The sequence below is a fragment of the Agrobacterium sp. 22-3639C2 genome, from assembly GCF_053522105.1.
The window spans coordinates 416,649-434,805 of sequence record NZ_JBNWDB010000003.1 but is presented as its reverse complement, the minus strand read 5'-3'; the positions used below and the strand labels follow the sequence as shown (position 1 = coordinate 434,805).

General features: G+C 59.0%; 20 protein-coding genes. 12 read left to right on the top strand and 8 right to left on the bottom strand.

The window, feature by feature from the left end; translation table 11 throughout:
• Positions 1–17 precede the first annotated feature (17 nt).
• The 8 genes from flgG to ACQZ6D_RS15065 form a co-directional block, all read right to left on the bottom strand.
• On the bottom strand, positions 18–806 hold the full coding sequence (gene flgG, locus ACQZ6D_RS15100) for a flagellar basal-body rod protein FlgG (protein ID WP_003515079.1): 789 nt from the start codon (positions 804–806) through the stop codon (positions 18–20).
• 122 nt (positions 807–928) lie between these two features.
• Entirely contained in the window at positions 929–1,264 is a 336-nt protein-coding gene (locus ACQZ6D_RS15095) for a flagellar hook-basal body complex protein FliE (protein ID WP_003515080.1), read from the bottom strand.
• Positions 1,261–1,680, bottom strand: a complete 420-nt coding sequence (gene flgC / locus ACQZ6D_RS15090) for a flagellar basal body rod protein FlgC (protein ID WP_003515081.1) — start codon at positions 1,678–1,680, stop codon at positions 1,261–1,263. The genes ACQZ6D_RS15095 and flgC overlap by 4 nt, the downstream gene beginning before the upstream one ends.
• A gap of 3 nt (positions 1,681–1,683) precedes the next feature.
• The gene (flgB, locus tag ACQZ6D_RS15085) at positions 1,684–2,076 is read right to left on the bottom strand and encodes a flagellar basal body rod protein FlgB (protein ID WP_003515082.1); all 393 of its coding nucleotides are present in this window, start codon (positions 2,074–2,076) and stop codon (positions 1,684–1,686) included.
• Positions 2,077–2,314: 238 nt separating this feature from the next.
• On the bottom strand, positions 2,315–2,887 hold the full coding sequence (locus tag ACQZ6D_RS15080; RefSeq protein WP_013635475.1) for a hypothetical protein: 573 nt from the start codon (positions 2,885–2,887) through the stop codon (positions 2,315–2,317).
• 3 nt (positions 2,888–2,890) lie between these two features.
• Positions 2,891–4,297, bottom strand: coding sequence for a flagellar protein export ATPase FliI (fliI, locus tag ACQZ6D_RS15075; RefSeq protein WP_003515084.1), 1,407 nt, complete (start codon positions 4,295–4,297; stop codon positions 2,891–2,893).
• An 11-nt stretch (positions 4,298–4,308) separates the two neighbouring features.
• Positions 4,309–5,043: a flagellar basal-body rod protein FlgF gene (flgF, locus tag ACQZ6D_RS15070; protein ID WP_003515085.1), complete on the bottom strand. Its 735-nt coding sequence runs from the start codon at positions 5,041–5,043 to the stop codon at positions 4,309–4,311.
• Between the two features lies 1 nt (position 5,044).
• Positions 5,045–5,824 (bottom strand): DUF1217 domain-containing protein, encoded by a 780-nt coding sequence (locus ACQZ6D_RS15065; RefSeq protein ID WP_003515087.1) that lies wholly within the window; start codon positions 5,822–5,824, stop codon positions 5,045–5,047.
• 184 nt (positions 5,825–6,008) lie between these two features.
• Between ACQZ6D_RS15065 and motA the strand changes: the two genes are divergently transcribed.
• From motA to ACQZ6D_RS15005, 12 genes are all read left to right on the top strand, one after another.
• On the top strand, positions 6,009–6,881 hold the full coding sequence (gene motA, locus ACQZ6D_RS15060; RefSeq protein ID WP_003515090.1) for a flagellar motor stator protein MotA: 873 nt from the start codon (positions 6,009–6,011) through the stop codon (positions 6,879–6,881).
• The gene (locus ACQZ6D_RS15055; RefSeq protein WP_003515092.1) at positions 6,878–7,837 is read left to right on the top strand and encodes a FliM/FliN family flagellar motor switch protein; all 960 of its coding nucleotides are present in this window, start codon (positions 6,878–6,880) and stop codon (positions 7,835–7,837) included. Before motA ends, ACQZ6D_RS15055 begins: the two co-directional genes overlap by 4 nt.
• 64 nt (positions 7,838–7,901) lie before the next feature.
• On the top strand, positions 7,902–8,441 hold the full coding sequence (gene fliN / locus ACQZ6D_RS15050) for a flagellar motor switch protein FliN (protein ID WP_065703819.1): 540 nt from the start codon (positions 7,902–7,904) through the stop codon (positions 8,439–8,441).
• A gap of 27 nt (positions 8,442–8,468) precedes the next feature.
• The gene (gene fliG / locus ACQZ6D_RS15045) at positions 8,469–9,512 is read left to right on the top strand and encodes a flagellar motor switch protein FliG (protein ID WP_003515095.1); all 1,044 of its coding nucleotides are present in this window, start codon (positions 8,469–8,471) and stop codon (positions 9,510–9,512) included.
• 125 nt (positions 9,513–9,637) lie between these two features.
• Positions 9,638–10,720, top strand: a complete 1,083-nt coding sequence (flhB, locus tag ACQZ6D_RS15040; protein ID WP_003515096.1) for a flagellar biosynthesis protein FlhB — start codon at positions 9,638–9,640, stop codon at positions 10,718–10,720.
• 5 nt (positions 10,721–10,725) lie between these two features.
• Positions 10,726–11,163: a hypothetical protein gene (locus ACQZ6D_RS15035; RefSeq protein ID WP_003515097.1), complete on the top strand. Its 438-nt coding sequence runs from the start codon at positions 10,726–10,728 to the stop codon at positions 11,161–11,163.
• Positions 11,164–11,469: 306 nt separating this feature from the next.
• On the top strand, positions 11,470–12,762 hold the full coding sequence (locus ACQZ6D_RS15030; protein WP_065703820.1) for a flagellin N-terminal helical domain-containing protein: 1,293 nt from the start codon (positions 11,470–11,472) through the stop codon (positions 12,760–12,762).
• Positions 12,763–13,013: 251 nt separating this feature from the next.
• Positions 13,014–13,664: a hypothetical protein gene (locus ACQZ6D_RS15025; protein WP_003515099.1), complete on the top strand. Its 651-nt coding sequence runs from the start codon at positions 13,014–13,016 to the stop codon at positions 13,662–13,664.
• On the top strand, positions 13,661–14,944 hold the full coding sequence (locus tag ACQZ6D_RS15020; protein ID WP_019564303.1) for a MotB family protein: 1,284 nt from the start codon (positions 13,661–13,663) through the stop codon (positions 14,942–14,944). The genes ACQZ6D_RS15025 and ACQZ6D_RS15020 overlap by 4 nt, the downstream gene beginning before the upstream one ends.
• Positions 14,941–16,218 carry a chemotaxis protein MotC gene (motC, locus tag ACQZ6D_RS15015; protein WP_003515101.1) on the top strand — a complete coding sequence of 426 codons (1,278 nt, stop codon included), beginning with the start codon at positions 14,941–14,943 and terminating at the stop codon, positions 16,216–16,218. The genes ACQZ6D_RS15020 and motC overlap by 4 nt, the downstream gene beginning before the upstream one ends.
• A complete protein-coding gene (fliK, locus tag ACQZ6D_RS15010; protein WP_065703822.1) occupies positions 16,215–17,570 on the top strand; it encodes a flagellar hook-length control protein FliK in 1,356 nt (451 codons plus the stop codon). Before motC ends, fliK begins: the two co-directional genes overlap by 4 nt.
• On the top strand, positions 17,518–18,084 hold the full coding sequence (locus ACQZ6D_RS15005) for a lytic transglycosylase domain-containing protein (RefSeq protein WP_019564301.1): 567 nt from the start codon (positions 17,518–17,520) through the stop codon (positions 18,082–18,084). The genes fliK and ACQZ6D_RS15005 overlap by 53 nt, the downstream gene beginning before the upstream one ends.
• Positions 18,085–18,157 lie beyond the last annotated feature (73 nt).

Here is an 18,157-nt window from a genome sequence, read left to right as displayed (position 1 = left end):
CGCCTGCCTTTCCGTTCTTACTTCAGGTTCTTGCTGACAATCGAAGCCATTTCGTCAGCGGTGGTGATGACCTTGGAATTCATCTCGTAGGCGCGCTGCGCCGTGATGAGGTCGGTGATTTCCTTGACGGCATCGACGTTCGAGCCTTCGAGGTAGGATTGCTTGATGTAGCCGTAGCTCGGATCGTCAGGCACGCCGATAACGGCGGCGCCGGAGGCCGGCGTCTGGGAAAAGAGGTTGTCGCCGAGCGGCTTCAGACCCGCCTCGTTGGCAAAGTTGGCGATGGTCAACTGGCCGAGTTCAGTGAAATCCGCAGCGTTACCGATGCGGGCGGTCACCTGACCCGTGCGGGTGATGGTGATGTCCTGCGCGTCGGTCGGGATATTGATGTTCGGGATGACATTGTAGCCATCAACCGTCACGAGGTTGCCGTCAGCATTCTTGTTGAAGGCGCCGGCGCGGCTGTAGAGCGTCGAACCGTCGGCCGCCTCGATCTGAAACCAGCCCTGGCCGATGATTGCCACGTCGAGCTTGTTGCCGGTTTCGATCAGGTTGCCCTGGGTGTGGATGTTGCGCACCGCGGAAGTCTGCACGCCGAGGCCGATATTCGCTCCCTCAGGCACGATCGCCTGGTTGGCACGGTTCGGCACACCCTGCATGCGTTCGGTCTGGTACAGAAGATCGGTAAACTCTGCACGCGCGCGCTTGTAGCCGGTGGTGTTGATGTTGGCGATGTTGTTGGCAATGACTTCCAGATTGGTCTGCTGGGCGTCCATACCGGTGGCAGCGATGGCAAGAGCTCTCATGTCATTTTTCCTGCGGGGCTAGAGCATTTCCAGTAAAGGCGCGGAGCGGTTCTGCGTCCGGAAAGTGCTTAAAAACAAAGGCCTAGAGCGCGGCCAACGATTGGCTTCAAACCGGACGCGCTCTAGATCTGCATCTTGGTAATGTCGAGATAGGCCGACACGATCTTGTCGCGGAACGCGATGGCCGTTTGCAGCGACTGCTCGGCCGAAAGCACGGCATCGACCACTTCGCGTGTGTTTGCCTTGCCCTGAATACCTTCGAAGGAGGCCACTTCCGCCTTCTTCAGGTTGTTCATCGCATCCGTCGACATATTGCCGAGAACGCTTGCGAAGCTTGCGCCCGTCTGCTGGGCGGGCGTCGTCTGCTGGCTGCCGAAAATGCTGTCGGTCAGCGAAGAGACGTTGCTCGTGCCACGCGTGAGCGAGAGGGAACCGAGTTGTTTGATGCCGTCGATCATTGCGATGCTTTCAGAAGGTCGATGGTGGAGGCGACGAGGTCGCGTGTCTGGCGGATGACCTGAAGGTTGGCGTCGTAGCTGCGGTTGGCTTCGCGCATATCCGCCATTTCGATCAGGACGTTGACGTTCGGCATCTTGACCATGCCGCTGGTGTCGGCGGCCGGATTGCCGGGGTCGTATTCATGGACGAAATCGCCGCGGTCGACGCCAAGCTTCTTTACCGTCACGCGCTGCACGCCGCTTACGCGGTCAAGCTCGGAGCCGAATGTCACGGTCTTGCGGCGATAGGGGTCGGCGCCAGGCGTGTCGCCGGTCGATCTTGCGTTGGCAATGTTTTCCGAAACGATACGTAGTCGGGTGGACTGCACTTCCAGGCCGCTGCCCGCGATCTTGCTCGCCGCACTCAAGGGATCCATGGTTTACCTCTTTACCGTCATCAGCATCATGCGATGGAAGGATTTGACGAGACTGGCGTTCAGGTCGTATTGCCGCTTGATCTCGCCGGTCTTGGTCATTTCCTCGGCAAGCGCGACCGAATTGCCGGACTCCTGCATGCCGATCTCGTTATTGATCGGGTTGTCGCGCACCGCGATATTTTCGCTGAGCTCGCTAGCACCGAAATGGGCGGGATGGGTCTTCGCCATGCCGACCTGCTGGCTGGTGGCCTGCATGACCGCTTCGAAAGGACTGACATCCTTGGCGTGAAACTTGGGTGTGTTGGCGTTGGCGATGTTGGTCGCCACGACTTCCTGCCGCACGCTCAGCCATTCCGCTTGGCGGGAGGCCAGATCGAACAGTTGAATCGGTTGCATAGACTTCTCCATCTCGTATGGCCCGAACCTACGGTGCTAATCTTGCGTCAGACTTGCGGTGAGGCGCGTAGGTGCGGAAGCACTGGAGAATCTGATCCCGAAGGCGATTGCGAAAACAAAAATGGCGCGCCGTTAAATGCGGCACGCCATGGGATCGAATAGTGAATTGCGAAGACGTCTCCGTCCTGCCGGATTGGATCCGGCGACGGCAGCAGACTTCAGCAGAGTGCCGGTCTGACTACTTCTCGGGATGATAGGTTTTGCCGGAAGAAGTCTCTATCATCCACTCGCCGTCGCGCTGCTCGATTTTGGTCAGGCGCGCGTTGTCGGGCAATGTGGAGCCCACCCGCACCATATACATGCCCGATCCGTCCTCGATGAGGGCGCGGCCGTTGGAGACATGCAGCAGGCGGAAGGACGTCTGGCCGGGGAAGGGCTGGTCTTCAAGCCCTGCGGCGAGATTGTTCTGCTTTTCCTTACCCTTTTCGCTGACCGTCGCCGTCGTCAGCATGTCCGGCAATTCGCCGGGCGCTGGCGCGTCTTCCTTGTTGCGATTGGTCATGGCCAGGGGCGAAACGCTGAAGACTTCGCGCGGACCGGTATGGGGCAAGTCGCGCGTGCGGTCGCCGTCTGCCACTCTCATTCCAAACTTGTCCTCGTTGAAGAACACGTACCAGGGGAAAAATGCGGCGGCGGCGGCAAGTCCTATTCCCGTCCACGCCAGAATACGGTCGGGCGTGAAGAAGGGAGGCTGCGGCTGTACGTTCTCGAGGTCGCTATCGTCGATCTTGTCGATCTGTTTCTTTTTCACGGGTCAGCCTCTCATTCTCGGGTTTACCTGTGGCTGATTATTTTGCACTCCACCGCGCAACGCGGTCGCCAGATCGGCGTAGGCGTCCTGCGCCGCCGGTTCATTCGGAAGCTGTTTCAGCGTTTCATAGATGATCGGAACCTGTTTCACCGCCATGTCGAGATCGGGATCGGTGCCGGGTCGATAACCGCCGATGAGGCGCAGGTCCCGCGTTTCCTCAAAGCGGTGCACCAGCGCTTTCAGACGCGACACCAGCTTTTCCTGATCCGGTGTCCATGCCTTCTTGGCGAGACGCGAGATCGAGGCCAGAGGATTGATCGGAGGATAGCGGCCTTCTTCTGCAAGGCTGCGATCCAGCACGATGTGGCCGTCGAGAATACCGCGGGTCGAATCGGCAATCGGATCGTTGTGGTTGTCGCCGTCCACCAGAATGGAGACGATGGCGGTGATGGTACCGCTGCCTTCGGCGCCGGGTCCCGCCCGCTCCAGAAGGCGCGGCAATTCGGTGAAGACCGAGGCCGGATAGCCGCGTGCCACCGGCGGTTCACCCGAAGCGACCGCCACTTCGCGGATCGCATGGGCAAAACGGGTCACGCTGTCGATGATAAGAAGGACGTTGTCGCCCCTGTCACGGAAATATTCGGCAATGGTGACGGCCGAAAGCGGCGCCATCTTGCGCAGCATCGGGCTTTCGTCGCTGGTCGCGACAACGGCAACGGACTTGCCCATATTCTCGCCCATCGTATCTTCGATGAACTCGCGCACTTCGCGACCGCGCTCGCCGACAAGTCCGATGACGACCTTGTCGAAGGCATCGGCCTTGGCAAGCATCGATAGCAGCGTGGATTTTCCCACGCCTGAGCCCGCAAAAATGCCGAGACGCTGGCCAAGGCAGAGAGGCGAGAAAATATCGATTGCCCGGACACCCGTCTTGAAAGGCGTCTCCACCCGCTTGCGCGTCATCGACGGCGGTGCATTGCTGGAAATCGGACGGCGCTCCGTGCCTGATGCAAGCGGACCCTTGCCATCGATGGGTTCGCCAAGCGCATTGATGGTGCGGCCGCACCAGCTGTCGTCAGGCGCAACGCGGAAGGCACCCTTGCGGATGACGGTGTCGTGAATGCCAATCGGCTCGCCCGGTTCGATGGGGCAGACGTAGCAGATATCGGGTTCCACGCGCACGACTTCGCCGAGATGGATACCGGTCGCGCTGCGATGGGCGACGAACTCGCCCAGCCTCACATGCCGCGACAGGCCGGAAACCGTGTAGTGTCCGGCGGCGATGGTGCGGACATGGCCGCCCGGCGCCACCGAAAACTCCGGATCGGCATAGTGTCCGGCAAGGCTGGCGAGCTGGGCGAGCTTGGGTGAAATCGCCTCGACCGTGAGCGTGGATTCCGGCATTGTCATCGCTCAGTTCCTTAACGTGCGCCGCCAAGCGTCTTGATGGCATCGCCGAAAGTGGATTCGGTATCACGCATCAGCGACGAAATGCTCTCGAAGGCCCGGTTGACTTGGATGAGCTGCGTCATCTGGGAAATGCCGTTGACGTTCGACTGCTCGAGATAACCCTGAACGACGCCGACCTCGTGATTGTTGACGACCGGCGTCGGCGGGGCCACGGGCTTCACGCCGCTATTGGGATGACGCAGGAAGCCTTTCGAGAAATCCGCCTGGAAGATGCCGAGCGTGGCGACGATGTTGTCGTTCTGCCTGATCGCACCATCGAGACTGACGGTGATCGGGCCACCATTCGCATTGAGCTGGATGGGACCGCCGCCGGCGTCGAGAACCGGATAACCGCTTGAGGAGATGAGCGCGCCGTCCGGGCGCATGGTGAAACGCCCGTCGCGGCTCAGGATCTGGCCGTCGGGTGTGTCCATCGCGAACCAGGCATCGCCCTTGATGGCGAAATCGAAACTATTGCCAGTCTGTTCGAAGGCGCCCTGACGGGTGGAGAGATAGTCGTTACCCTGCGACACGAACGCCACCTTGGCATTCATGTCATTGTGGTTCTTGGCGACCATTTCGTCGAATTTCACTTCGGAACCGCGGAAACCCACCGTGTTCGCATTCGCCATATTGTCGGAAATGGTGGTGAGACGACGCTCCAGCGCGATCTGCGAGGAAAGGGCGACGTATAGTCCGGATTGCATATCATTTGCCTCCGAGTTTCAGGGAGTTGATGGAGATCAGCAGGTCCGGGGAAATGCCGTAGCCGCTGGAGGAGCCGAAAACGGCCAGAGGATCATAGGTCGTCGAGGGATTTTGCATCTCCCACATGATGGTGAAACGCTCGAGCAGCTTGCCGACCTTTTCAGGATTTTGCAGATCCTTGATATTGATGGATTTTTCGATGAGCGCGGCCTGTTTTTCGACGCTTCCTGCCGCAATTTCGTCAGGCAGGTTGTAGGCGGTGCGGAACACCTGCGCGAGCGCGTCGTCGGCTAGAAAATCGAGACCCGATTTGATCGTTGGTGCCTTGCGCTCGAAGTAAAGAGCAAGCCGGACACCGTTATTGTCGCCGCCCGCCTCCTGCTCCAGCGTCTGGCGGGTGTATTTGCTGATGATGCCGGACTGGGCCGCTTCGGTCGCAGTTGCAGCTGCACCGAGACTTGCAAAGTCGAGCGATTTCGCAAGGTCCGAATAGCGGCTGTCGGAAAGCTTGTTGGCGAAGGCGTTCTTGTCGGCCGTGCCTTCGGTCAGCACCTTGCGGATGAAGGCTTTCGCATACGCCATGTCCTCGAGGCCGTTGGCTTTCAGCGCATAATTGTAAAGACGGGTATCGGCCATGAAGTCGTCGACGGATTTCACGCTGCCGATCTTCGACCGGTAATATTCGGTTTCGCGCGCCACGTCGGGTTGCTTCGACACACGCTCAAGCGATTTGCCGATGTCCTGACTGATCAGTCTGTAGCTGGTGTAGGTGGAAGTCACTGAACCGCCGCTCTCGTTTGATCCCGATACCAAGGCGCACGTCCGCCTTTGTCGGGATAATGCCGGATGTTGCTTGTGCGAAACTGGCTGCGGCGACGAGGGAAAGAGGCCCCGCGGACAGGTTCACGCAAGCCACATTTTCTAGAGATGGCGGCATGGAACACTGTTCGGGCGTGGTCGATCAATGAATATTGTAATTGGACTTATAATCACCTTCGGCTGCATCATCGGCGGCTACATGGCGATGGGCGGCCATCTGGACGTGCTGGTTCAGCCGTTCGAATTGTTGATTATCGGCGGTGCCGGCCTCGGCGGCTTCATCATGGCGAACCCGATGAAGGTCGTGAAGGATTCGGGCAAGGCGCTCGGCGAGGCCTTCAAGCACTCGGTCCCGAAGGAGCGCAACTATCTCGACGTACTCGGCGTACTTTATTCGCTGATGCGCGACCTGCGCACGAAATCGCGCAACGAGATCGAGGCGCATATCGACAATCCGGAAGAATCCTCGATCTTCCAGAGCGCACCCTCGGTGCTGAAGAACAAGGAGCTGACGTCGTTTATCTGTGACTACGTCCGCCTCATCATCATCGGCAACGCGCGCAGCCACGAAATCGAAGCACTGATGGACGAGGAAATCGAGACCATCCTGCACGACAAGCTGAAACCTTACCACGCGATCACCACCATGGGCGATTCCTTCCCCGCCATCGGTATCGTCGCGGCGGTTCTCGGCGTCATCAAGGCCATGGGCAAGATCAACGAATCACCGGAAGTGCTGGGCGGCCTCATCGGCGCCGCACTGGTGGGCACCATGCTCGGCATCATCCTGTCCTATTCGATCTGCAACCCGCTCGCTTCGCAGGTCAAGATCGTCCGCACCAAGCAGCACCGCCTCTACATCATCGTCAAGCAGACGCTGATCGCCTACATGAACGGCTCGGTGCCGCAGGTCGCGCTTGAATACGGGCGCAAGACCATCTCCAACTACGAGCGGCCGTCCATCGACGCCGTCGAACAGGAGATGATGAACCCCGGCGGCGAAAACAAGGCGGCATGACCATGGCTAAAGCTGCACAGCAAAGAGCACCCGTCATCGACACGTCGCTGCTCGCGAAACTTACCGGCGGGCTTTCCGACCGCAAGACAATCGCGAAGGTCGGCTCCGATATCGGCCATCTCTACAGCGAATTCCTGCCTGATATCTTTCACAGCGAGACCGGCATTGCGATAGACGTCGAATATATCGGCTCCGAATCGGGGCTGATGACCGATCTCATCGCCAATATCGGCGGCAATTTCTCGGTTGCGGATTGTTCTCTGCGCAACTGGTGCCCCAATTTCATGATGGCGGTCGGCAACGGCTTCGTCATCGCGCTCATGGAGCGCATGCTGGGCGCCGCCGCCGACACCATCGGCGAGCCGGACGAGCGCAGCCTGTCCCACATCGAACTCGACCTGGCGGCCATGGTTCTCGGGCGCATCGGGGGTGTCCTGCGGTCGGGCGTCAACGCGCCGGGCGGTTTCGAGGCGACGATCGACCCGCCCTTTACGGCCAATGGAAAAAGCGCCTTCGAGGAGATGATCGCTGGCCTCTACGGTGTGACAGTCCGCATGAAGATCGCCATCGGCAAGGTTTCTTCGGAATTCGCGCTGATCGTGCCGCAGCGGCCCCTGCTCAAGACCTCCATCGCCGCTCCCAAGGCTTCAGCCCAGGCGCTGAAGAAGCAGGCGGAATGGGTGGATTTGATCTCTGAGCAGGTGAAGAGATCGCAGGTAACGCTCGAGGCGCGCATCAAGCTCGAAACCTTGACCCTGCGGACGATCTCCAGGCTGGTGGCCGGCGACGTCATTCCGTTTCAGGATCTGAAGCAGGACGACATCGGCGTCGAGGTCAGCGCCAACGGCTCCAAGCTCTATAATTGTGAATTCGGCAAGTCCGGCGACCGCTACATGGTTCGGGTAAAGAACAATGTCAGCACGGACGACGAGATCTTGCGACATCTGATGGGTTAAAACCTGTCCACCTTTTTTGGGTTCTGGGCAGGCTGACGCAAGTTTCAAAGGGAATAATCAGCGCATGGCTACGAAGAAAACACCTGTTACCGATGATATGGCGCTGCCGTCGCTTGAAGACGGCGGTGAGCTCGACCAGGCTATCGGCGATCTGCGTGGCGTCCTCAAGACGGATGCGGAAGGTTCGCTGTCCGACTTTGGCGACTTCGGGGATTTCGGGAGCGTTGACGACGCTTCCACCGACAGCGACCTTTCCGCCTTCGGTGGCGGAGCGGGCGATTTTGCTATGAACGATTTCGCGGCCACCCCACAGGTCGCGGGCATCAAGGCGCCGCTCGGCAGTGGCCTGTCCGACAATATGGACCTGATCATGGATATCCCGATCGATGTCCAGATCGTTCTCGGCACCAGCCGCATGCTCGTCTCGGGTCTGATGAGCCTTGAAGAGGGTGCAACGATCGCGCTTGACCGCAAGATCGGTGAACCGGTCGAGATCATGGTGAATGGCCGCCGTATTGCGCGCGGTGAAATAACGGTACTTGAAGACGACGATACGCGCTTCGGCGTAAAATTGATTGAAGTAATGAGTACGAGAAAAGCCTGATCCCTGTGGGGACGGAGAGGAAAGACCATGATGGACTTCGAGGATTTCGGTAACCCGCTGGCAGGGAAGCCGTTGTCTCAGGCCGACAAGGCGGCCGCGGTGCTTCTTGCCATGGGCAAGGGCGTCGCCGGCAAGCTGCTGAAATTTTTCACGCAGCACGAATTGCAGATGATCATTTCCTCGGCCCAGACGCTGCGTGTCATTCCCCCTGACGAACTCGCCCAGATCGTGGCGGAGTTCGAAGACCTGTTCACGGAAGGAACGGGTCTGATGGACAATGCCAAGGCGATCGAAAGCATTCTCGAAGAGGGCCTGACACCGGAGGAGGTGGACAGCCTTCTCGGCCGTCGTGCAGCCTTCCAGGCCTATGAAGCGTCGATCTGGGATCGCCTGCAGGAAGCGGAGCCGGAATTCGTCGGCAAGTTCCTGCTGCGCGAGCATCCCCAGACCATCGCCTATATCCTCTCCATGCTGCCCTCGTCCTTCGGTGCCAAGGTCCTTCTGACCATTCCCGAAGAGCAGCGCGCCGATATCATGAACCGCACGGTGAACATGAAGGAAGTCAGCCCCACGGCTGCCCAGATCATCGAGAAGCGTGTGGTCAACCTCATCAACGAGATCGAAGCAGAGCGCAATGCGGGCGGCTCCACGAAGGTTGCCGACCTGATGAACGAAATGGAAAAGCCGCAGGTCGATACGCTGCTCAGCTCGCTCGAAACGCTCAGCAAGGAAGCTGCCAACAAGGTCAAGCCGAAGATCTTCCTCTTCGACGATCTCATGTTCATGCCGCAGCGCAGCCGCGTCCTGCTGCTCAACGATGTCTCGGCGGACGTTCTCACCATGGCGCTGCGTGGCGCAACCATGGAAATCAAGGAGTGTGTGCTGTCCAGCATCAGCCCGCGCCAGCGCCGCATGATCGAATCGGACCTCGCCGTGCCGCAGGCTTCTATCAACACCCGCGAAGTGGCGATTGCACGCCGCGCCGTGGCGCAGGAAGCGATCCGGCTGGCCAATTCCGGTCAGATTCAGCTGAAGGAAGCCTCCACAGAGGAACAATCCGCAGCAGCCTGAGCGGAAGCCGGTTGATAACCCGCCTCACAGGTAATGCCGGCCATTGCGATGGCCGGTCTCGGGCGCTAGTTTCGGAATGACGGCCTGCCGCGATCGGCGGGCTTTTTTTATCCCGGGAACGTGCCTTGGCAGACGATCAGGACAAGGACAGTAAAACAGAAGACCCAACGGAGAAAAAACTCCGTGATGCGGCGGAAAAGGGCAATCTTCCCTTTTCTCGCGAGGTCCCGATCTTTGCTTCGTCACTCGCCTTTTACTGCTATCTGGTTTTCTTTTTGCCCGACGGCGCCGGTCGCCTCGGCGTAACGCTGAAGGACCTGTTCGGCCAGCCCGAACAATGGAACCTCAGCACCAGGCCGGATGCCCTGTCGCTGCTTTATTTCCTCGGCACGTCCATGGCCTATCTGCTCATGCCGGCCATGATCATGTTCATCGTCTTCGGCCTTGCCTCCTCGTTTTTCCAGAACCTGCCGTCGCCCGTGCTTGAGAGGGTGCGTCCGCAATGGTCGCGCATCTCGCCCGCAAAGGGGTTCGGCCGCATCTACAGCAAGCAGGGATTTGTGGAATTCGGCAAATCGCTGTTCAAGATCTTGATCGTTTCGATCATCATGTTCCTGTCTCTTCGCGGCGATTTCTACAGTCTCATCGACCTGATGTTCTCCGACCCGCAGGTCATTTTCGTCAGGGTTGTCGAGCTCACCAAAAAGATGATGGTCGTGATTCTCTTTTCGACCGCGCTGCTTGCCGCCGTCGACCTTTTGTGGACGCGCCACCACTGGTTCAGCCAGCTGAAAATGACGAAGCATGAGGTGAAGGAAGAGTACAAGCAATCGCAGGGCGACCCAGTGGTCAAAGCCCGTCAGCGTTCGGTCGCCCGTGACCGCGCCCGCCGCCGCATGATCGACAATGTGCCGCGCGCGACACTGGTGATTGCCAACCCGACACACTTTGCAGTGGCGTTGCGTTACGTTCGCGAAGAAGGCGACGCGCCTGTCGTCGTTGCCAAGGGTCAGGACCTTATCGCATTGAAAATCCGCGAGATTGCGGAGAAAAATAATATCCCCGTTTTTGAAGATCCGCCGCTCGCACGCTCCATGTTTGCGCAAGTCTCGATCGATAGTGTGATTCCACCAGCTTTTTACAAGGCTGTAGCTGAGCTCGTTCATCGGGTTTACGCCATGAAGTCATCGAAAATACGGGTTCAATAAAACCAATGAAAAAATCCGCCTATTCTGAAAAGCGGGAAATGATCGTCGCAGAGGCGATCAACCCGATCGCCACCGAACTGCGCCTGCTCGATCCGGCCGACCTGATTTCATTGCTCAGATTCGAGTGCTACGGCAGCATTGCCGACCTCGTCTCGTCGGCCGCGGAGCTTTATTATCATCCGGGCACGATCAATTTCGGTGCCGGTGGCGAATACAGGCTCGAATGGGAAGGGGCGCCGGAGATCGTCCTCGATCTCGAACTGAAACCGCACGGCGCGACGGTTTATGCGCAATTGATTCTGGCCAACGAGCATGCTGCGGTCGAGATCAATCATGTTTCGTTTCAGAACCCTTCGGAAAATCCGGACGAGAACACCGAATTTCTCCGTCAGAGCCTGACGGCTGCCCGATTCGTGTCGGCCCGCCAAGGCGAAGCTGCCTGAACCAGTCTAGCGGACATTCTCATATATTATTCATTGCGCCTTCCGAATTCGCGGGCGCGATGGCTTCATTCGGGCGTTTTTTCACCCGACCTTGCCTGAAGCGTGTCGGTTTATGCAAAACCGGCCTGTGAAGGCAAGGAACGCCTTGCAAATCAGCGTTGTTGTTTGGTACCTATCGAATTAACGATTTGTTAACGAACGGCAGGTCGCGGTGGCTCTTTTTACCATCGCTGATGCGCATGATGCCTCTGCTCGTTTTCGGCGCAGCGCCGGATTTTTCCTGACAGTACCAATTGGGTGGACCCAATGACCAGCATTTTGACCAATGCGGCGGCGATGGCCGCGCTGCAAACCTTGCGCATGATCGACAAGAATCTCGAGACGACGCAGGCGCGTGTGTCGTCCGGCTACCGTGTCGAAACGGCGGCGGACAATGCCGCCTACTGGTCTATCTCCACAACCATGCGCTCCGACAATGCAGCGCTCTCGGCCGTGCAGGATGCATTGGGACTGGGCGCCGCCAAGGTCGATACGGCCTATGACGCCCTTGCGAACTCGATCGAGGTCGTCAAGAAAATCAAGGAAAAGCTTGTCGCCGCCTATGGCGTCGGGGCTGACCGCGGCAAGATCCAGGACGAAATCAAGCAGCTTCAGGAACAGCTGAAGAGCACGTCGGAATCTGCCTCCTTCTCCGGCGAGAACTGGCTGCAGGCCAGCATCAGCAATGGTGGCACGCCGCCGGTTGTAGAACCCATCACCAAAAAGGTCGTCGCGTCCTTCACACGCACCGGTTCGGGCAATGTCGGCGTCACCACGGTTGACTATGTGCTGGACGGCAGTGCCGTGCTTTTCGACCTCAGCGGCGGAAAACTCGGTATTCTCGACAAGAGCGCCGTTTTTGTCGCGAAGACGGAACAACAGATCACCCAAACATCGACGACAGCCGGCGTGACCACCAATGCGGGTTACGTCGTCAAGAAATTGACGGACGCGGAAATCGGCACGCTGAATGCGGCGACGCCGGATACGAATACCGACCCGAGCGTCTACAGCAACGGAACGGTGAATTATCTTCGTTTGTCCGAGAATACCTGGGTCAAGGTGACGGCGACCAACCCTTCGAGCGGCACCACCACCGTCGCGGCGGCCTATCGGGACACAGGCAGCAACGATTGGTTTTATGACACGACCGGTGCGCCGACCTCCGTTGCCAGATCCCTCGGTCTTTCCGTCTCCACGCTCGATCTCGACAATCTCGATGTCGTGGCGGCAGCCATGAGCGGTTTTTCCGGTGGCACCACGAACTACACCGCTTCCGACGCCATCGATGTGATGATGAGTTTTGTCGACAAGCAGCTCGAAGCCATGACCAGCACGGCCTCCAGCCTCGGCTCACTACAGAGCCGCATCAACATGCAGGAAAACTTTGTCTCGAGCCTGATGGACGTGATCGACAAGGGTATCGGCCGTCTCGTGGATGCGGATATGAACGAGGAATCGACCAGGCTGAAGGCTCTGCAGACACAGCAGCAGCTCGGCATCCAGGCGCTCTCGATCGCCAATGCCAACGCGCAAAACATCCTTCAGCTCTTCAAGTAAACCGGCGTCGGTCCGGCGGGTTCGGGGGAGTTGGTTGCAAGGTTTCTGAAAACGGCGCCCGCCTTCATCCTCGCACAAGTTTGAACACCTAACGTCGGGGCAATATCGGGTGGATCGCATGGCGTGATCCGGCCGGAAACAATTGAAGAGACGGGCAGGGTAGCAAGGATGACGGTGGTGCCGCCAAACGGCTTTGATCGCAGGCAACGAAACATGTCTCGCCCCTTTGGCCTGTTTTGCCGGGGGCGGGCATGAGCGCGTCCATTGCAAGATATCTCAAGGATTTCGGTGACGTGCAGCCCGCGGGACTGACGTTCGGCGAACCGTTGGCGGATGTCGACGGCATTTCCGGTTTTGGCGATATTGCATCCGGTTTCGATGAATTCGAGCCGCTCGACGTCGAAAGCGAAAAACAGGCCGCCTATGCCCGTGGTCACGAGGATGCGACCCGCGAGATCACGGAGAAAATGCAGGCCGAGCGCGAGGAGCTTCTTGCTGCTCATGCCGCAGAACTCGAAGGCTTACGTTCCGTCTATCTGGAAGAAATTGCCGTTTTCCTGTCGCTAAGGCTGCGTGAAGGCATCGATGCGATCGCGACCAATCTCAGCGAACAGACCGCCAATATCCTTGCCCCGGTTCTGACCGAAGAGCTGTCGCTGAAGGCGGTTTCGGCGCTTGCGGATGTCGTTCGCGCTTCCATGCCGGATGGCGAGGCCGTGACCCTTGTCGTGAAAGGCCCGAAAGATTTGTTTGAGCAGCTGAAGACGCAGCCGGGCTTTGAAGAAGAGACGATGAAATTTATCGAGACGGCAGATATCGACCTCTCCGTTGAGTTGGGTGAAAGCGTGTTCGTCACGCGCATGTCCGCCTGGGCGTCCAGTCTTCGCAAGGTGATGAAATGAGTGAAGGCGAAAATCACCACCACGGCAAGAACGAGATCATCATCGTCAAACGCCACAAGGGCGGGCACGATGGCGCCCATGGCGGCGCGTGGAAGATCGCTTATGCCGACTTCATGACGGCCATGATGGCGTTCTTCCTCGTCATGTGGCTGGTCAACGCCGCAAACGAGGAAACCAAGGCCTCGGTCGCCAGCTATTTCAATCCGATAAAGCTGTCCGATGAGAAACCCTCGTCCAAGGGGCTGGAAAAACCCGTGGACAAGGAAGAGGGCGTCGAGAAGAAAGACCAGTCCAACATAAAGGCGGAAAAGGTCACCCAGGGTTCAGCCGCCGCGACAGGTGAAGACCTGACCTCGCAGACCGGGGAGCAGTCGAACTTCTCCGAAGCGGACTTTTTCGAGAATCCCTATTCCGTTCTGGCGGAAATTGCCCAGCAGGTCGGGCAGCAGGCCAATGTCAGCGCCAAGGGCGAAGGTGGTGCTGCCGATTCCGGCCCGGCGACGGGTGCGAGCGGCGGTGAGGCTTACCGCGATCCCTTCGATCCCGATTTCTGGACCCAGCAGGTGAAGATCACACGTGCGGACCAGCAGCAAAATCCGGTCGAACAGCAGCAATCTGCCGAGAACAAGCAGCAGGACGCTGCCAAGGATAATGAAGCGGTTGCGGCTAAATCGTCTCAGCAGCCAGCCGATGGTGCAGATCACGGCAAGGCCATGGAAGTCGCCGCCGTGGTGCCGCAGCAGCGGCCGGGTGCCGCAGAGCAGGCAGCACTTACGCAGCCTCAGCCGGAGCAGCAGCAAGGTACTGCTGCGCAGAAGGAAGAGGCCAAAGAGCTGCGCCAAGAGATCGAGAAGCAGATATCCGGCATCAGCGGCAAGCTCGCCGAAGGTCTGGTGGTGACGCCCGCCGAAGGCGGATTGCTGTTGACCATTTCCGACCAGACGGAAACGCCGATGTTCAATGTTGGATCGGCTGTGCCCCGCGGCGAAATGGTCCTGGCCATGGAGAAGATCGGCAAGTTGCTTCAGGAGCGTGGCGGCAGCGTGGTGATCCGCGGCCATACCGATGGACGCCAGTTCAAGGGTGAGGCCAATGACAATTGGCGGCTTTCCATGGACCGCGCGCATAGCGCCTATTACATGCTGGTTCGCGGCGGCCTGTCGGAAGAGCGGGTGAAACAGGTTTCGGGTTTTGCGGATCGCAGATTGCAGGTGCCGGCAGACCCGCTGGCGAATGCGAACCGCCGTATCGAAATCCTGCTTGAGGCCGATCGGGGGTGAGTGTGACGAAATCCTCGAAACGTTGGGTTTTTCTTGCGGCGACACTGTGTGGTCTCGGTGCCGAACCGGCGAAGGTTTTTGCGCAATCGCAAGACAACCTCATGCCCTATGCCATGTTGCGCTCCCTGCAGTTCGTGCAGGATTCCGTCACCATGGGAGACCATTCGGCAACCGAAATGCAGCGGTTTCTGCTCCAGACGATCGACGAGCGGCTTAAGAGCGCACCTTCGGCGATCTTCAAGGATCCGCGCAATGTTGATGCGGCGCTTGTCTACGCGATGAGCGGCGGCAATCCGGCCACGCTCGAATTGCTCGTCGCGCGGGACGTGGACGGCAATTTCGACAGCCGCGTCGCCGATATTCTGCGCAAATATCTGTCCGGCAAGGGAACGCTGGTCGCCCAGAGCATCGCGGCCATGGTGCCCGAGTATCGCGGCACGAGAATTGGCGCCTATCTTGCACTGATCGGCGGCAATGTGACGATCCCCCGCGATCCGGTGGCTGCCCTCGGTTTCTATGACATAGCCCGGCTCGAAGCGCCCGGTACCATCGTGGAGGAGGCTGCACTCCGCCGCTCGCTTGCTATCGCCGTTGAAGACGGCGATGCCGGGCGTGGCGTCGAATATGCACAGCGTTACGCGCGGCGGTTCCTGCATTCGCCCTATGCCAGCCAGTTCGCGGACCTTCTGGTCTCACTTGTGGTCAAACGTGTCGATTCCATCGGGCACGACACGATAGAGGAAACATTCGCCATGATGGACGCGGAGAGGCAGAAGGAAGCTTATCTGCGCCTGTCCCGTCTCGCGGCGATCAGCGGCAAGGATTCGCTGGCGCGCATGGCGGCGTTGAAGGCGAAAGCGCTGTCGCCGGATATGCCGGACCAGCCGCAAGTTCAGGCAAATCTCTATGAAAGCCTTTCCAATATCGGCACGCCCGATGTGGTGAGCGCGATTGAAACAATCGGGCAAATTCCCGAGGCCCAGCTTTCGGATCGCGACAGGGCCCTGCGGGACGCGGCAAGGGCAATCGCCGACCAGGTGGTTCGTCCGCCTTCCCCGCAGCCTGGCGCCGATCCCGGTGTCACGGCAGGGCAGGGGGCCGGGTCGGGCGCGCCCGCGAATGAGGCGGCCAGTGCCGAGACCAAGGGCATATGGAGAGTTGAAAACCACAAGGCTGAGGATGAGGGCGAGAACGTCCGGCAACTCGTGACGAGCGGCCGCAGTAAGCTCGATGAAATCGACAGCCTTTTGAAGAAAGGCGAGGGGGCACCATGATCGACGCAACCATCAACGCGATAGTGAATGCGCCATATAACGATCCGCGCGCTGGCAGCGCCAGTGTGAGGGACGACGCCAAAGGCGGAAGTTTCGGCGACACCCTCGCGACGGTCAGGGAAGAGCGCCCGCCGCAGGCAACGCATTCGCGTCATCAGCAGGAAGCGGGATCGGCTGAGGAGCAGAATGTGCAACCGGATGACGATGCTGAAAAGACGGATGTGCCGGTCAAGCGGCCTCCGAGCTTCCTGAACGTGATCGTCAAGGACCATTCCGGAGAAGGCCATGGTCACGAGGCGCTGGCGGAGCTTCAGAATGCGATTAAGACGGCGCACACATCGCCTGAAAACGGCAAACCTGGCAAGAAGGTCAAGGACGCCGACAAGGAGAGCCAGACGGCGGCGGATGCAATCGATCCGAAGCTGGCAGAGCTGCAGACGCTCACGGCCAATGTCGGCGATATCGTGACAGCCAAGACGCCCCTTGAGGAAATTGCGCAGGCGATTGCCGGTAAGGCCGATGTCAAATCCGAAAAGGTTGAAACTGTCAGGGGTAAGGCTGAGCCTCTGGCGAAGGACATGCACGCACGGACCGAGCTTGCCGGAAACGAAGCCGGATCCGGATCGGGCACTGAAGGCGACGCCTCGGCATTCCGCTTCGCATCTCCTCGTTCCGGCACAGCCCGCGCTCTCGATATGAGTACGGTTCAGCGGGATGGCCGCGTCGAGTTCGATGCCCGGGAAAGCAGCGGCAAGGCGACCGAGACGATTACGGTTCTCGATTCGCGGCGGTTCATTGGTCTGGCACCTTCATCCAACGCCTCGGCTCTGACTGGCCTCATCGCCAATGATTCTGAATGGGTTAGCGCCATGCAGCCCGGCTCGTCGCTGTCCAATGAGGCGGCCCAGAGCAGTACCGGCAAAGTCGTCCATACGCTGAAGCTGCACATGACGCCGATCGAGCTGGGATCGGTGACGATGTCGTTGCGTCTTGCCGGCGATGAGCTTGCCGTTCACATGACGGTGGAGAACGTGGCCGCCTACAAAAAGCTTCAGCAGGACAGCAAGAGCATCCTCGATGGCCTCAAGGCGCAGGGTCTGACGGTCGATAACATCACCATCAGCATTGCTTCTTCTGACAAGAGTGACCAAACGGGCACACAAGCCAACAATCAGCAAAATCAGCAGGCGCAGCAGCAAGGCCAACAGGCCGCCGCAGGGCGCAACCGTGACGAGTCCGGCACACGCGGCGGACGGCAGGGCAATGGTGATAATTTGGGGGTGCATAATGAAGGCATGGATGGCGCTCTTGGCTCTGCCCGCACTTCTGCTGACAACGGCGTTTACCTCTGAAAACGCCTCCGCTTCGGCAACGTCAGGTGTCTGTGAAAGGGAAATTCAGTCCGCCGCCCGCAAATACGGCGTGCCGGAGGGAATTCTCTATTCTGTCGGCCTGACCGAGACCGGTCGCAAGGGTCGGCTTGACCCCAACGCCATGAATATTGAGGGAAAACCGGTATTTGCCTCCTCCACCGAGGAGGCATTGACCACTTTCGAGACGGCAAAGCGCAACGGCGCCAAGCTGATCGACCTGGGATGCATGCAGATAAACCACTATTTCCATGGCGAAAACTTCACATCCGCGCGTGAAATGTTCGATCCGCGCCGCAATGTCGAATATGCCGCCATGTTCCTGCGCAATCTCCACAACAGGCACGAAACCTGGACCATGGCGGTCGCCCGCTATCATGCCGGGCCCAACAACGACCCGGCTCAAAAGAAATATGTCTGCCGGGTGATCGCCAATCTGGTGGCGACGGGCTACGGAAAATGGACCGCCAACGCGAAAAATTTCTGCGACGGATAACAACCATCGATTGTTTTGATGCGATCAAGGACTCGCAATTTGAAATGTGGCGAGAGAAAGCCCTAAAAAAGGC